16 protein-coding genes are annotated in these 13,596 nt (G+C 72.2%); 11 read left to right on the forward strand and 5 right to left on the reverse strand.

The features are described 5' to 3' along the window. Window positions 1–34: 34 nt before the first annotated feature. The 3 genes from ACWIX6_RS12510 to ACWIX6_RS12520 all read left to right on the forward strand — a co-directional run bounded on the left by ACWIX6_RS12510 (window position 35) and on the right by ACWIX6_RS12520 (window position 1,170). Entirely contained in the window at window positions 35–331 is a 297-nt protein-coding gene (locus ACWIX6_RS12510) for an ArsR/SmtB family transcription factor (RefSeq protein ID WP_448612756.1), read from the forward strand. Next, window positions 328–717 carry a VOC family protein gene (locus ACWIX6_RS12515; protein ID WP_448612757.1) on the forward strand — a complete coding sequence of 130 codons (390 nt, stop codon included), beginning with the start codon at window positions 328–330 and terminating at the stop codon, window positions 715–717. Before ACWIX6_RS12510 ends, ACWIX6_RS12515 begins: the two co-directional genes overlap by 4 nt. Window positions 718–813: 96 nt before the next feature. Then, window positions 814–1,170, forward strand: a complete 357-nt coding sequence (locus ACWIX6_RS12520) for a hypothetical protein (RefSeq protein WP_448612758.1) — start codon at window positions 814–816, stop codon at window positions 1,168–1,170. A gap of 57 nt (window positions 1,171–1,227) precedes the next feature. Here ACWIX6_RS12520 and ACWIX6_RS12525 read toward each other — a convergent pair whose 3' ends face one another. From ACWIX6_RS12525 to nthB, 3 genes are read right to left on the reverse strand one after another with little or no spacing between them, the layout of a single operon-like run. Then, window positions 1,228–1,641 carry a nitrile hydratase accessory protein gene (locus ACWIX6_RS12525; RefSeq protein ID WP_448612759.1) on the reverse strand — a complete coding sequence of 138 codons (414 nt, stop codon included), beginning with the start codon at window positions 1,639–1,641 and terminating at the stop codon, window positions 1,228–1,230. Window positions 1,642–1,652: 11 nt separating this feature from the next. Then, window positions 1,653–2,282 (reverse strand): nitrile hydratase subunit alpha, encoded by a 630-nt coding sequence (gene nthA, locus ACWIX6_RS12530; protein WP_448612760.1) that lies wholly within the window; start codon window positions 2,280–2,282, stop codon window positions 1,653–1,655. A gap of 48 nt (window positions 2,283–2,330) precedes the next feature. Next, window positions 2,331–3,017 (reverse strand): nitrile hydratase subunit beta, encoded by a 687-nt coding sequence (gene nthB, locus ACWIX6_RS12535; protein WP_448612761.1) that lies wholly within the window; start codon window positions 3,015–3,017, stop codon window positions 2,331–2,333. A 271-nt stretch (window positions 3,018–3,288) separates the two neighbouring features. On the opposite strand from nthB, the gene ACWIX6_RS12540 reads away from it, so the two are divergent. From ACWIX6_RS12540 to ACWIX6_RS12575, 8 genes are all read left to right on the forward strand, one after another. Then, complete coding sequence (locus ACWIX6_RS12540; RefSeq protein WP_448612762.1) at window positions 3,289–4,269, forward strand: NADPH:quinone oxidoreductase family protein; 981 nt, start codon at window positions 3,289–3,291, stop codon at window positions 4,267–4,269. Further along, window positions 4,266–4,721 carry a MaoC/PaaZ C-terminal domain-containing protein gene (locus tag ACWIX6_RS12545; protein WP_448612763.1) on the forward strand — a complete coding sequence of 152 codons (456 nt, stop codon included), beginning with the start codon at window positions 4,266–4,268 and terminating at the stop codon, window positions 4,719–4,721. Before ACWIX6_RS12540 ends, ACWIX6_RS12545 begins: the two co-directional genes overlap by 4 nt. 239 nt (window positions 4,722–4,960) lie before the next feature. Beyond that, window positions 4,961–5,893, forward strand: coding sequence for an ABC transporter ATP-binding protein (locus ACWIX6_RS12550; RefSeq protein ID WP_448612764.1), 933 nt, complete (start codon window positions 4,961–4,963; stop codon window positions 5,891–5,893). Further along, on the forward strand, window positions 5,890–6,711 hold the full coding sequence (locus tag ACWIX6_RS12555; RefSeq protein WP_448612765.1) for an ABC transporter permease: 822 nt from the start codon (window positions 5,890–5,892) through the stop codon (window positions 6,709–6,711). Before ACWIX6_RS12550 ends, ACWIX6_RS12555 begins: the two co-directional genes overlap by 4 nt. Window positions 6,712–6,880: 169 nt before the next feature. Further along, entirely contained in the window at window positions 6,881–8,836 is a 1,956-nt protein-coding gene (locus ACWIX6_RS12560; RefSeq protein WP_448612766.1) for a peroxidase family protein, read from the forward strand. A gap of 325 nt (window positions 8,837–9,161) precedes the next feature. Then, window positions 9,162–9,767, forward strand: a complete 606-nt coding sequence (locus ACWIX6_RS12565) for a dihydrofolate reductase family protein (RefSeq protein ID WP_448612767.1) — start codon at window positions 9,162–9,164, stop codon at window positions 9,765–9,767. Window positions 9,768–9,953: 186 nt separating this feature from the next. Further along, on the forward strand, window positions 9,954–10,427 hold the full coding sequence (locus tag ACWIX6_RS12570) for an SRPBCC family protein (RefSeq protein ID WP_448612768.1): 474 nt from the start codon (window positions 9,954–9,956) through the stop codon (window positions 10,425–10,427). A gap of 107 nt (window positions 10,428–10,534) precedes the next feature. Continuing rightward, a complete protein-coding gene (locus tag ACWIX6_RS12575; RefSeq protein WP_448616995.1) occupies window positions 10,535–11,092 on the forward strand; it encodes a nitroreductase family protein in 558 nt (185 codons plus the stop codon). A gap of 87 nt (window positions 11,093–11,179) precedes the next feature. On the opposite strand, the gene fahA is transcribed toward ACWIX6_RS12575, so the two are convergent. Beyond that, the gene (fahA, locus tag ACWIX6_RS12580; protein ID WP_448612769.1) at window positions 11,180–12,364 is read right to left on the reverse strand and encodes a fumarylacetoacetase; all 1,185 of its coding nucleotides are present in this window, start codon (window positions 12,362–12,364) and stop codon (window positions 11,180–11,182) included. Next, window positions 12,364–13,590 carry a cupin domain-containing protein gene (locus ACWIX6_RS12585; protein ID WP_448612770.1) on the reverse strand — a complete coding sequence of 409 codons (1,227 nt, stop codon included), beginning with the start codon at window positions 13,588–13,590 and terminating at the stop codon, window positions 12,364–12,366. The genes fahA and ACWIX6_RS12585 overlap by 1 nt, the downstream gene beginning before the upstream one ends. Between the last annotated feature and the right edge of the window lie 6 nt (window positions 13,591–13,596).

Below are 13,596 nucleotides of genomic sequence, written 5' to 3' on the forward strand. Positions count from 1 at the left end.
GACAGGCAAGTGACAGCTTGCCTATACCTGTCCCGTGGACGCGGAGCCCGACCTGTTCCGGGCGATCGCCGACGCGACACGACGCACCATCCTGGACGAGCTGACCGACAGGGACGGCCAGACGCTGTTCGAGATCTGCGGCCGGCTGACCATGAAGCACGGCCTGGCCTCCTCACGCCAGGCCGTCTCCCAGCACCTCGCGGTGCTCGAGCAGGCCGGCCTGGTGCGCACCCGGCGGCAGGGCCGGTACAAGTTCCACCACATCGACACCAGGCCGCTGCGCTCGATCGTCGAGCGGTGGCCCATCGACCGAGAGGGAGACCCCCCGTGATCCGGATCAACATCACCAGCGTGCTCGTCGACGACCAGGCCAAGGCGCTCGCCTTCTACACCGAGAAGCTGGGGTTCACCGCGAAGACCGACGTGCCCGCCGGCGAGCACCGCTGGCTCACCGTGGTGTCCCCCGCCGACCCGGACGGCGTCGAGCTGCTGCTGGAGCCGGACGGCCACCCGGCGGCGGGGCCGTTCAAGCAGGCGCTGGTCGCCGACGGGATCCCGTTCACCTCGTTCGCCGTCGACGACGTGTACGCCGAGGTCGAGCGGCTCAAGGGGCTGGGCGTCCAGTTCACCCAGGACGCGACCGACCTGGGGCCCGTGGTCACCGCCGTCCTGGACGACACCTGCGGCAACCTCATCCAGCTCGCCACCCTGAAGTAGGCCGCCGCCCCCCGGCGGCGGCTCGCCGGTCGTACGCTGGGCGCACCGGCCATCCCGGGCCCCGGGACGCGCCCGACACGAGCTGAGGGTGGACCGATGGCGAGCAACCAGCCCGACCCGGGCGAGTTCCTCGAGATGGCCCAGCGGATGCTGCGCCAGATGTTCGGCGAGCAGCGCGGCGGGGACGACCCGTGGGCGGAGGCGACGCGTCGTCCACGCACGGGCGCCGGGAGCCCGACGGGCGACCTCGAGCCCACCCCCGAGCGGCAGCGCGAGAACCTCACCTTCGCGCTCGCGACGCGCGCCGTGGAGGCCCTCGAGGACCTGGCGCTCAACGTCGCGGCCATCCGTCAGCGCCTCGAGCGCACCGACCCCGGCGCCCCCCGACCACGACCCGGGGACGCAGGGGACGAGGGACGGGGCCCGGACGGGGCTGACGCCGCCGGGCAGTGACCCCGGCGGAGCGCCAGGACGGCGACGCCGGAACGGGACCGTCGGCGGTCGAGCCGCCTACGCCGAGGCCACCACCGCGACGGGCTCCCGCGCGGCGTGCTGGTGGTCCTTGTTGGCCGGCTGGGCCAGGACGTCCCGGCTGCGCGCGTCCAGTTCGGCCTGGGACACCCAGCCCTTGCGGCTCGCGAGTTCCTCCAGGGCGGCCATCCACCGCTCGTAGTAGCTCCACTGGCCCAGGTCGTCGTGCGCGGCCTCCCACGAGCGGATCGCCTCGACGAGCTGCTGCTGGAACTCCGCCCACGGGAAACCGAGCTCCCGGTGGAGAGCGACCGTCATGCTGAAGGCCCGGATCTCCCACGCCTGGTCGAAGGCCAGGTCCTCCGACCTCCGGGGGATGCGGTCGCCGAACGGCAGCACGTCCAGGAGCGAGTCGACCTGCTCCCTCGTGTCCGGCGAGGGCCGCGCGTTCATGCCCTCCACGGTCAGGACTCCGGGGACAGGGCCTGCGTGACGCCGATGAGCGAGTCGCGCGTGACCAGGCGGGCCAGCTGCTCCTCGGTGAGGTCGTCCGTGCCGGCCGGCCGCATCGGCAGGACGAAGTAGCGCAGCTCGGCGCTGGAGTCCCAGACGCGGACCTCGACGTCCTGGGGCAGCTCGAGCCCGAACTCCGCCATCACGCCGCGGGGGTCGCGCACCGTGCGGGAACGGTAGGCCGGGTACTTGTACCAGTTGGGCGGCAGGCCGAGCACCGGCCAGGGGTAGCAGGAGCAGAGGGTGCAGACGACGATGTTGTGGACCGTCTCGGTGTTCTCCTTGACGATCATCTCCTCGCCCTGCAGGCCGCCGACGCCCAGCTCCTTGCACGCGGCCGTGGCGTCGGCGAGCAGCCGTGCCTTGAACTCCGGGTCGACCCAGGCGCGGGCGACGATGCGGGCGCCGTGCTGCGGGCCGACCTCCTTCTCGTAGACCGACGACATGTAGTCGATCGCGTCGGTCCCGATGAGACCCTTCTCGACCAGGATGGCCTCCATCGCCTTGACCCGGGCGGCGATCTCCTCGTCGGTTCGCTGTCCCTGGCCGGCGACGGGGTTGATGGTGGCTTCCGCGGACATGCTCGGACCTGCCTTCTCGATGGACGTGCAGTGGACGCGGGGGTCCGGTCAGGGATCGGTGAGGTAGGGCTCCCACAGGTCGACGTGCACGACCGAGTTGGCGGCGCCGGGCTCCTCGCTCCCCCACAGCTCGACCGCCGTGAACCTCACCGTGTACAGGTGCTGGGGACACTCCCCCTGGCCCAGCGCATTGGTGTCCGGGTAGACGTAGGCACCGTGCGCGGCCACCACGTCGCCCACGTGCCCGCGGACGAAGGCGTTGCGCCGGGTGTGGGTGGTGGAGGCCTCCGGACGGACACGCACCCTGTCCCCCACCGCGTACTTCGCCGGCTGGTCGGTCTCGCGGTGGTAGTCGTCGCCCTGCGCGATGAGGCCGCGGAGGGCCTCGACCATCTCGGGCTTGGTGGCCTTCGGGGCACCCTCGCCCGGGTGCTCGAGGTAGTGCCGGGTCCGCTGCTCGAGCTCGTCGGGATCGAAGATCCCCGCCTGCACCCCGTAGTGGACCATCGCATGGAGCCAGTGCTCGTAGTAGCGGGAGGTCAGGTACTCCGGAGCCGGGATCTGCTCCATGCCGTAGCGGAACTGGTCGAGGTTGAACGCCCCCGCCATGGCCATCGCCGGGAACATCGTCAGCACGGAGCGTTCCCAGTCGGAGTGGAAGACCGGCTCGTCGGGCTCGGGGTTGATCGCGCCCATGCCGTGCCGCCCGCCCAGGTCGTGCATGCCGTCCACCATGGCTGCGCACCTTCCTCGGTCACCGCTGCGAGAACGGTAGCGGCGCCCCGCCGCACGTGTCGATGCCCATCGACGGAACCGCGCGGGCGCCGTCCACCGTCCCGGCCCCCATCGCCGCCCCGGTGCGGTGCTGCCGGCCCGGGACCACATGGGGATCGCCGTGTGCGGCCACGGGACAGACCGCGACCGGAGCTAGTTGACTGACCGTGCCACCGGCGACCCGGCCCGCGGGACCGACGTCGTGCCCCTGCGACACCACGAGGAGAGATCCGTGCGCGCAGCGCTGATCACCGCCCTGACCGGTCCGGACGCCGTCGAGGTCCGCGACGTCCCCGAGCCCGTGCCGCAGCCGGGTCAGGTGCTCGTCGACGTGGAGTCCGCCGGCGTCGTCTTCCCCGACGTGCTGCAGACCCGTGGGGAGTACCAGCTGCGTCCCGAGCTGCCGTTCACCCCCGGCTGGGAGGTCTCCGGGGTGGTGCGCGAGGACGCCGGCGGCTTCACCACCGGCGACCGGGTGGCGGCTATGCCGGTCACCGGCGGTCTGGCCGAGACCGTCGCCGTCGACCCGGAGATGGTCTTCCCGCTCCCGGACGAGGTGCCCTTCGACGCCGGTGCGGCGCTGCCGCTGAACTACCTCACCATGCACTTCGCGCTGCTCCGCCGCGCGCGGCTGGAGGACGGTGAGACCGTGCTGGTCCACGGCGCCGCCGGCGGCGTCGGCACCGCGGCCTGCCAGCTGGCGGCTGCCTACGGCGGGCAGGTCATCGCCGTGGTGTCCACCCCGGAGAAGGGCGAGGTCGCCCGGGCCGCCGGGGCGCACGAGGTCGTGCCGGTCGACGGCTTCCGCGACGAGGCCCGCCGGCTGACCGGCGGCCGGGGCGTCGACGTCGTCGTCGACCCGGTCGGCGGCGACCGCTTCACGGACTCGCTGCGCTCCCTGGCCCCCGAGGGCCGGGTGGTGGTCCTCGGGTTCACCGGCCGGGACATCCCCACGGTCAAGGTCAACCGGCTGCTGCTGACCAACACCACGGTCATGGGCGCGGGCTCGGCCGAGTTCTGGCGGAAGCACCCGGGGCACGTCGGCCGGCAGTGGCGCGACCTGGTGCCGCTGATGCGGTCCGGAGCCCTCGACCCGCCGATCGGCTCGGTGTTCGAGCTCGAGGAGACGGCCGCGGCGCTCCGCGAGATCGACGGGCGCCGGGCGGCGGGCCGGGTGCTCGTCCGGGTCCGCGGGACGGCGGCGTCCCGGTGAGCGCGGGCCACTCCTTCGAGGACTTCGAGGCCGGGCAGGTGTTCCTGAGCCAGGCGCGCACCATCACCGAGACCGACGTCGTCACCTTCGCCGGCTGGAGCTGGGACACCAACCCCGTGCACACCGACGCGGAGCTGGCCCGGCACGGGCGGTTCGGCGAACGGATCGCGCACGGGCTCCTCGGGCTGTCCGTCGCGATGGGTCTTGCCTCGCGGATCGGGGTGTTCGAGTCCTGCTCGGTCGCGCTGCTGGGCATCGACGACTGGCGGTTCCGGCGTCCGCTGCGGATCGGCGACACGGTCCGCTGCCGGGTGGAAATCCTGGGGACCAGGCTGACCAGCAGGGGTGACGCGGGCGTCCTGCAGCGCCGCTTCACCCTGCTCGACCAGGAGGAGCGGGTCGTCCAGGACGGCGAGGTCCCCCTGCTGGTCAGCCTCCGCCCGGGCGGCTGACCGCCGCTCAGGGGTGGCGGGCTGGACCCGTCCACGCCGTCCTCCCCGAGCGGTCCTGGTGCGGCGGTGGAGGCGTCGGGAGCCGGCCCCCCGCGGCTCCCGACGCGCTTCCTGCTCGTTCCACCCGGTGCCGACTCGCCCGCGCCGGCTGGTCGCCCGGTGGGGGTGGCGGACGTGCCAGGGTGGGAGGGCACGAGCCTCGTGCCCCCGCCCGCCGCCGTCTCGTCGAAGGAGTCCCTGTGATCGAGGCGCGAGGCCTCACCAAGAGGTTCGGCGACGTGCTCGCCGTCGACGACCTGTCGTTCACCGTCCGCCCCGGCGTGGTGACCGGGTTCCTGGGCCCGAACGGCGCGGGGAAGTCGACGACGATGCGGATGATCCTGGGCCTGGACCGCCCGACGTCCGGCGTCGCGCTGGTGAACGGCCGGCCCTACGTCCAGAGCCCAGCGCCGCTGCGGGAGGTCGGCGCGCTGATCGACGCCCGCGACGTGCACGGCGGCCGCAGCGCCCGCAACCACCTGCTCGCCCTCGCGCAGGCGGGCGGCATCGACCGCCGCCGCATCGGCGAGGTCCTCGAGCTGGTCGGGCTGGCCGCCGTCGCCGACAAGCGGATCGGGGGCTTCTCGCTCGGCATGTCCCAGCGGCTGGGCATCGCCGCCGCCCTGCTGGGCGACCCGCCGGTGCTGATGTTCGACGAGCCGGTCAACGGGCTGGACCCCGAGGGCATCGTCTGGATCCGCACCGTCATGCGGGCCCTGGCCACCGAGGGCCGCACGGTGCTGGTCTCCAGCCACCTGATGACCGAGATGGCGGTCACCGCCGACCACCTGCTGGTCGTCGGCAAGGGCCGGCTGCTGGCCGACGTCTCGACCCAGGACTTCATCGCCCGGGGCTCCACCGGGACCGTGCGGGTGCGCTCGCCGCGCCTGCAGGAGCTGGCCCGGCTGCTGAGCGAGCAGGGAGCCGGCGTCGAGGAGTCCGACGGGGCCCTGCACGTCACCGGGCTCGGCTGTGCCGAGGTCGGGGACCTGGCGGCCAGGCACGGCCTGGCCCTGCACGAGCTCGTGGAGCAGCGGGCGTCCCTCGAGTCGGCCTTCATGGAGATGACCCGCGACAGCGTCGAGTACCACGCCGAGGCCGACGACCTCGCCCTGACCGGAGGTCAGCCGTGAGCACCGCCGTCCCGACCCGCCCGTCGGCCCCGTCGGCCGGGTCCCCTGGCCTGGCGCAGGTCATCGCCTCGGAGTGGACCAAGCTGCGCTCGGTCCGCTCCACCGCCTGGTCCCTGCTCGCGCTCGTCGTCGCGACCGTGGGCTTCTCCGCGCTGATCTGCTGGGGGACGGCGACCACGTTCGACCAGGCTCCGGAGGCCCAGCGCGCCGCCTTCGACTCGACCGGCACCGCCCTCAGTGGGATCTCCCTGGGTCAGCTCGCGCTCGCGGTCCTCGGGGTCATGGTGATCTCCGCGGAGTACTCCACCGGCGGGATCCGCACCAGCCTGGTGGCCGTGCCGCGCCGCTGGCGGCTGGTGGTCGGCAAGGCCGTCGTGTTCGCCGTCGTCGCGCTCGTCGTCGGCACGGCGACCTCCTTCCTGTCCTTCTTCACCGGCCAGGCCTTCCTCGCCTCCACCGAGCTGGACACGTCGCTCAGCGAACCCGGCGTCCTGCGGGCCGTCCTCGGCGGCGGTCTCTACCTGCTGGGCAGCGGGATGTTCGGCTTCGCCCTCGGCACTCTGCTGCGCCACACCCCCGGCGGCATCGTCGCCGCCGTGGCAGGACTGCTGGTCGTGCCGGGGCTCGTGCAGCTGCTCCCCGGCGCGTGGGGCGACGCGGTCAGCCGCTGGTTCACCAGCAACGCCGGGCAGCAGCTCGTCTTCGTGCAGGGGCCGCCGGGATCGGTCGGGCCGTGGAGCGGCTACCTCGCCTTCACCGCCTGGTGGGTCCTGCCGCTGCTCGTCGGCGTCGTCCTGCTGCAGCGCCGCGACGCCTGACCCGCGCATCCTCCACGGCGAGCGACGCCCGTGACGCGGTGGTGACGCCTGGTCAGCACCCTGGGGGCCGCTGGTGGGAGCCGCTCGCCGGCTGGTCCTCACCGGCCGGGCGCCCGCCTTGCCGTCGGCGGCGCCGGGCTGGTCACACCCGCTTCGGAACGGGGAAGTCATGCCTCGACTCACACATGGAGCAGTTCCCACCACCGGGGACGTCGAGAAGGCTCGTGAGCTCCTCGTCGAACGCAGCTCGCAGGTCTCGCTCGCCTTCGCCCTCGCTCCGCCGCCGGTCGACGTCCACGACTTCGACTTCCTGTTCCCGTCGCTGCAGGCCGACAGTGCCAACCTCCTGCCCCAGGCACCGGACACGCCGCAGAAGCTGAAGGCGCTCGGCCGGACGATGGAGGACCCGGACGTGCAGGGGGGCGACAACGACGCCCCCATCCCCGCCGCCTACACCTACTTCGGCCAGTTCGTCGACCACGACATCACGCTCGAGGTCCAGGACTTCCCTCCCCCGGTCTCCGGTGGCATCACTGCGCTGCTCGACCCGGCGCTGGTCCCGATGCCGCTGGCGGAGATCCGCAACGCGTTGCGCAACTTCCGGTCCGCGACTCTCGACCTGGACAGCCTGTACGGACTGCCCGCTCCACGGGACCCGGCCGACGGCAACAAGATGCGGATCGGGCTGGTGACGGAGCTCAACGAGACGTCGGAGCCGTTCCTCCGGCCGCCGGGCAAGTCCGACGACAACGACCTCCCCCGTGAACCGCGAGCGGTCGACGAGCCGCTGCACGACCGGGCGGCGCTCATCGGCGATCCCCGGAACGACGAGAACACGATCGTCGCGCAGATGCACGTCGCCTTCCTCAAGGCCCACAACGCGCTGGTCGACGAGGGACGGACCTTCGAGGAGGCCCGGCGGGTGCTGCGCCAGCACTACCAGCACATCGTCGTCCACGACTTCCTGAAGCGGGTCGCCGACCCGGCTGTCGTCGACGACGTCGTGACGAACGGCAACCGGTGGTTCAACGCCCTGTCCGAACCGTTCTTCATGCCCCTCGAGTTCGCGGTCGCCGCCTACCGGTTCGGGCACTCCATGGTCCGGCAGGCCTACGACTTCAACGTCAACTTCAACCTCGCCGGCATCCCCGCCAGCCTCGACCTGCTGTTCACCTTCACCGCGCTCAGCGGACAGATCGGCGCGGCGCCGACCGACACCGACACGCTCCCGGAGAACTGGATCATCGAGTGGGAGAACATCCTCGGAGGCCCGGACGTCGGCAAGGCCCGTCGCATCGACACCAGGCTCGCCGCGACAGGAGGCCGGGCGTTGTTCGCGCTCACCACCCTGACCGGCCAGGTGGCCACCCCGCCCGACGCTGCACGGCTCGCCGTCCGGAACCTCCTGCGGGGCTACCGGCTGAGGATCCCCACCGGCCAGGCCGTGGCCGGTCACCTGGGCCTCCCGGTGCTGACGCCGGCGGAGATCGACGCCGCCGCGGGGAGCCAGGCCCAGGTCGACGCCCTCGCCGCCGGCGGGTTCCGCGACCGCACCCCGCTGTGGTTCTACGTGCTGGCCGAGGCGAAGCACCACGGCGGGGCGCGTCTCGGCCCGGTGGGCAGCGTCCTGGTCGCCGAGGTGCTGATCGGCCTGGTCCGCCGCAGCGAGGACTCGATCCTCGGTGTGCCGAACTGGGTCCCCTCCCTGCCCGGCGCCACCCCGGGCACGTTCGAGCTGGCGGACCTCTTCCGGTTCGCCGGCGTGATGGGCGAGCCGAGCTCCAGCACCACCTACGTCGTCAGGGCCGGCGACACCCTGGCGAGCATCGCCAAGGACCGGCTCGGTGACCGCGCCCGCTGGCCGGAGGTCTTCCTGCTCAACCGCGCCCTCATCCGGCACCCGGACCGGATCTTCGCCGGACAGGTGCTCACCCTGCCGAGCGGACCCCCGATGCAACCGCGACCCCGGATCTACGTCATCCGCAGAGGAGACACGCTGTCCGGGATCGCCCGACGGCAACTCGGCGACGCCTCCCGCTGGCCGGAGATCTTCGCGCTCAACAGCTCGGTCATCACCAACCCGGACCTGATCGTCCCCGACACGGTGCTCGTCCTGCCCAGCTAGCTGTACGGCCCGGACAGGTCGATGGACCGCCGCGATGAGCGGCACGTTGGCAGCGCCAAGATGCTCAGTGCCCGCGTCGACGACGGCGTAGCGGCGACGGCGCGGATCCGCGCGGGGTGGAGCGGGCTGGTCCGATGGGCCGCTTCTCCCCCGACCACCGATGAGTCTCGTCGGCGGCGGAGGTCCGAGTCGGCATGACACTGAACGAGGACGGCGACATCTCCACCGCTGCACCTGCGGAGTTGGACCCCGGCGCCTCCACCTGCGTCCTCGACCATGACTGTGCCCCGCGGCCGGCAGGGCCTCGGCCATGAGACTGACGACCATGACCCAGGTCACCGTGGACGGGGTGATGCAGGGGAACGGGCACGCCTCGGCCGAGGAACGTGCCGGTGGGTTTCACCGGGCGGGTTGGGCGATGGGGCGGTTCGGCGAGACGACCGTAGAGCTCATCACCGAGACCTACCAACGAGCCGACGCGTTCCTCTTCGGCCGTCGCACCTACGAGATGTTCGCCGACACCTGGGGAACACATGACGACATGCGCGGGTACCCCATCGGGGTGGCGCTCGACTCGGCCCCGAAGTACGTCGCGACGACCACCCTCACGGCAGCGAGGTGGGCGAACACCCACATCCTCACCGGGGACCTCGAGGGAGCCGTCCGAGGGCTGAAGGAGGTGCCTGGTGGCGAACTGCAGGTGCACGGCAGCGGGACCCTGGTCCAGTGGCTGCTCGCGCACGATCTGGTCGACGAGCTCACGCTCCTCACAGTTCCGGTGATCCTGGGCCAAGGCTCGCGGCTGTTCCCTGAGGACGGACTCGACACCGAGCTGGACCTCGTCGAGGCGAGGGCGGACGCGAAGGGCGCGACCGTGCAGGTCTTCCGGCCGAGGAGCCGTCCGGAGTACCGCCCCAACTGGGACACGTGACACCAGGTCGGTCACTTCCTGGGGGACGGCGGACCGACCACCGGGGTGCTCAGTGGCGCTCACGTCGGTTCCGGCGACGCCGGACTCAGCGAGTCGTCCGCCATCCACGTCCGCTGCAGTCTGGCTACGCCGGCCTCAGGTTCCGCACAGCTGGCCCGGCCCGTACACCGATCCGAAGGACGATCCATGGCTGCTGAGACTCTGTCCGTCACGACCATCGTTCCTGCGTCGGCGGACGCCGTGTTCTCGGTGCTCGCCGACCCCGCCAACCACGCGTCGATCGACGGCACAGGCTGGGTGTGCGAGCCGGTGTCCGCCGAGCGACTCACGCGGAGCGGGCAGGTGTTCCGCATGGGCATGTACCACCCCGGTCACCCGGATGGCCGATACGAGACAGCCAATCAGGTGCGGGAGATCGATCCGCCTCGTGCCGTCTCCTGGGCGACAGGGACAGGGGACGCCGAGGGGCGGCTGAGCTTCGGCGGCTGGATCTGGCGCTACGACCTCGCACCGGCAGCGGACGGTGGCACTGCGGTCCGCCTCACCTACGACTGGTCGGGCGCAACCCCCGAGGCCCGCACGGTCCTGCACTTCCCGCCCTTCGGTGTCGACCACCTCGAGAACTCGCTGCACTACCTCGCGGCGCTCGTGACGGCGTAGGACCTCGGCGCTGGTCCTGCTGCCGTCAACTGCACAGCCATCCCGTGGTCCTCCGGCGGTCGGGACCGCCGGGCACCCTGTGTCAGGGTGAGCGGGTGCAGGGGGACGTGACGTTGCCCGGGTTGCATCCTCTCCTGGCAACCCGGTGGAGCCCGACGACATTCGATCCGCTGCACGACGTCGAGGCGTCTGACGTCGCGCTGCTGTTGGAGGCGGCACGCTGGGCCCCGTCCGCAGGCAACTCGCAGCCCTGGGCGTTCATCGTCGGCCGCCGAGGCAGCTCCGTCCACCAGCGGCTGGTGAGTCACCTCGCCGGCAGCTCGACGAGGTGGGCACCCACGGCCGGCGTGCTGGTCGCGAACCTGTCCCACCGCTACGTCGAGGACAGCGACTGGGAGTACTCGGAGTTCTCCATGTACGACCTCGGCCAGGCTGTCGCCCACATGACCTTGCAGGCGCAGGAGCTCGGGCTGGCCGTCCGGCAGTTCCGGGCCTTCGACCGGGCTGGTCTGGCCGCCGAGTTCGACGTCCCCGGGCACTGGGAGGTGTCCACGATGTCGGCCATCGCCGGGTACCACCCCCGGCAGTCCAGCAGACCACCGAGGCCACCGGCGGTCCGGTCGGTCGGGAGCGCCGGACCCTTGATGAGATCGTCTGGCCCCTGACCTGACGACGGCGGCAGCGGGGAACCCCCGTCGCGCTGGTCGTTCGGCCTGTCGAACGCGAGTGAGCCGGCCAGGACGGTCCGGCGCTCAGGGAGTCCGGGTCGAGGGCACGATCCGGCCGCGGGCCTCGCCGAACCCCAGCCGGGTGCCGTCGGGCCCGGGTGCGGACGCGGTGAGCACGACCTCGTCGCCGTCCTCGAGGAAGGTGCGCGGCTGCCCGCCCACCGACACCGGCTCGGCTCCGCCCCAGGTGAGCTCGATGAACGCCCCGCGGGTCTCCTTGGCCGGGCCGGAGATCGTGCCGGAGGCGAACAGGTCCCCGGTCCGCGACGGCGCGCCGTTGACGGTCAGGTGCGCCAGCATCTGCGCCGGCGACCAGTACATCTCCCGGTAGGGCGGGCGGCTCACCTCGTGCCCGTTCCAGCGGACCGAGAGGTCCACGTCCAGCCCCCACGGCGGGTCCATGGCCAGATAGGGCAGCGGCCGGGGGTCCTGGACGGGGGTGGCGACCCGGGCCGGCTCCAGCGCCAGCAGCGGCACCACCCACGGGGAGATCGTCGAGGCGAACGACTTGCCGAGGTTGGGGCCGAGCGGGACGTACTCCCAGGCCTGGATGTCCCGCGCCGACCAGTCGTTGAACAGCACCACCCCGAAGATGTGCCGCTCGGCCTCCTGCACCGGGACGGTGTCGCCCATCGCCGACCCCGTCCCGACGACGAAGCCCAGCTCCGCCTCGATGTCCAGCCGCACCGACGGCCCGAACACCGGCGCGGGGTCGTCCTTGCCCTTCCGCTGGCCGCACGGCCGCACGATGTCGGTGCCCGAGACGACGATCGAGCCGGCCCGGCCGTGGTAGCCGATCGGCAGGTGCTTCCAGTTGGGCGTCAGCGGGTCCGGGCTCTCGGGGCGGAAGAGCCGGCCGAGGTTCGCGGCGTGGTGCTCGGAGGCGTAGAAGTCCACGTAGTCGGCGACCTCGACCGGCAGGTGCAGCGTCACGTCGTCCACCGCGTGCACCGCCTCGTCGGGGACCTCCCCCGCCACCCGTTCGGTGATCTCGGCCCGGACGGCGACCCACCGGTCATGGCCCTGCGCCATGAAGGCGTTCAGGCTCGGCTGGGCGAACACCTCGTCCCCGAGCAGGACGGCGAGGTCGAGGACGGTGTCGCCCAGCCGGGTGCCGACCCGCGGGGCGGACTCCCCCACCGAGAAGACGCCGTAGGGCAGGTTGTGCACCCCGAACAGCGATTCGTCGGGCACGGCCACGGTGGCCATCAGCGAGCCCCCGCGCCGGCGGCGCCCCCGGGTCCGCGGCCGGACCAGGTCCAGGCGTACTTCCCGTCGTCGGTGGCCAGCGCCGCCTCGCCGAGGTCGAGGGGGCGGAAGGTGTCGACCATGACGGCGGTCTCGTCGAAGTACTCCACGCCGAGGGAGCGCTCGACGGCGCCGGGCTGGGGGCCGTGGGAGTGCCCGCCGGGGTGCACCGAGATGGAGCCCTTGCCGATGCCCGAGCCCTTGCGGGCCTCGTAGTCCCCGTCGACGTAGAACATGATCTCGTCGGAGTCGACGTTGGAGTGGTAGTACGGGACCGGCACCGCCAGGGGGTGGTAGTCGACCTTGCGCGGGACGAAGTTGCAGATCACGAAGTTGGTGCCCTCGAACACCTGGTGCACCGGCGGGGGCTGGTGCACCCGCCCGGTGATCGGCTCGAAGTCGGCGATGTTGAAGGCGTAGGGGTACAGGTGCCCGTCCCACCCGACCACGTCGAAGGGGTGCTCCGGCGTGACGTGGATCGTGCCCGCCAGGCCGCCGGGGCCGGTGCCGCGGTGCTTGACGTACACCTCCACATCGGTGCCCTCGCCCAGCAGCGGCTCGGCCGGGGCGCGCAGGTCCCGCTCGCAGTAGGGGGCGTGCTCCAGGAACTGCCCGTACCGCGACAGGTACCGCTTCGGGGGCGCGATGTGGGAGTTGGCCTCGATCGCGTAGGTGCGCAGCGGCTCGTCCCCGGTCGGGACCCAGCGGTGGGTGGTGGTCCGCGGCAGCACCACGTAGTCACCCTGCCCCACCTCCAGGACACCGAACACGGTCTCCACCGTGGCGGTGCCGCGCTCGACGTACACGCACTCGTCCCCGGTGGCGTTGCGGTAGTACGGCGACGTCAGGGAGGACACGGCGTAGGAGATCCGCACGTCGGCGTTGCCCAGCACCAGCCGCCGCCCGGTCACCGGGTCGGTGGCCTTGTGCTCCTGGTCGGGGAACAGGTCGTGCAGCTTCAGGTGCCGGGGCACCAGCGGCGCGTTCGGCGTCAGCGTCTGGTCCGGCAGCTCCCACACCCGCGCATCGACGATCGCCGACGGCACCCCGGAGTGATACAGCAGTGAAGAGTCCGAGGAGAAGCCCTCCTCCCCGACCAGCTCCTCGAAGTACAACCCACCATCAGGGCGACGGTGCTGGGTGTGCCGCTTGCGCGGGATGCTGCCGGTGGACCGGTAGTAGGCCATGACGGT

Source organism: Modestobacter sp. URMC 112, from assembly GCF_053502575.1.

Coding starts and splice junctions, on each gene's coding strand:
- ACWIX6_RS12525 (WP_448612759.1), bottom strand. CDS start 1,641: ATGAACGCGCGGCCCTCGCCGGACACGAGGGAGCAGGTCGACTCGCTC.
- ACWIX6_RS12520 (WP_448612758.1), top strand. CDS start 814: ATGGCGAGCAACCAGCCCGACCCGGGCGAGTTCCTCGAGATGGCCCAG.
- nthA (WP_448612760.1), bottom strand. CDS start 2,282: ATGTCCGCGGAAGCCACCATCAACCCCGTCGCCGGCCAGGGACAGCGA.
- ACWIX6_RS12570 (WP_448612768.1), top strand. CDS start 9,954: ATGGCTGCTGAGACTCTGTCCGTCACGACCATCGTTCCTGCGTCGGCG.
- nthB (WP_448612761.1), bottom strand. CDS start 3,017: ATGGTGGACGGCATGCACGACCTGGGCGGGCGGCACGGCATGGGCGCG.
- ACWIX6_RS12565 (WP_448612767.1), top strand. CDS start 9,162: ATGACCCAGGTCACCGTGGACGGGGTGATGCAGGGGAACGGGCACGCC.
- fahA (WP_448612769.1), bottom strand. CDS start 12,364: ATGGCCACCGTGGCCGTGCCCGACGAATCGCTGTTCGGGGTGCACAAC.
- ACWIX6_RS12585 (WP_448612770.1), bottom strand. CDS start 13,590: ATGGCCTACTACCGGTCCACCGGCAGCATCCCGCGCAAGCGGCACACC.
- ACWIX6_RS12560 (WP_448612766.1), top strand. CDS start 6,881: ATGCCTCGACTCACACATGGAGCAGTTCCCACCACCGGGGACGTCGAG.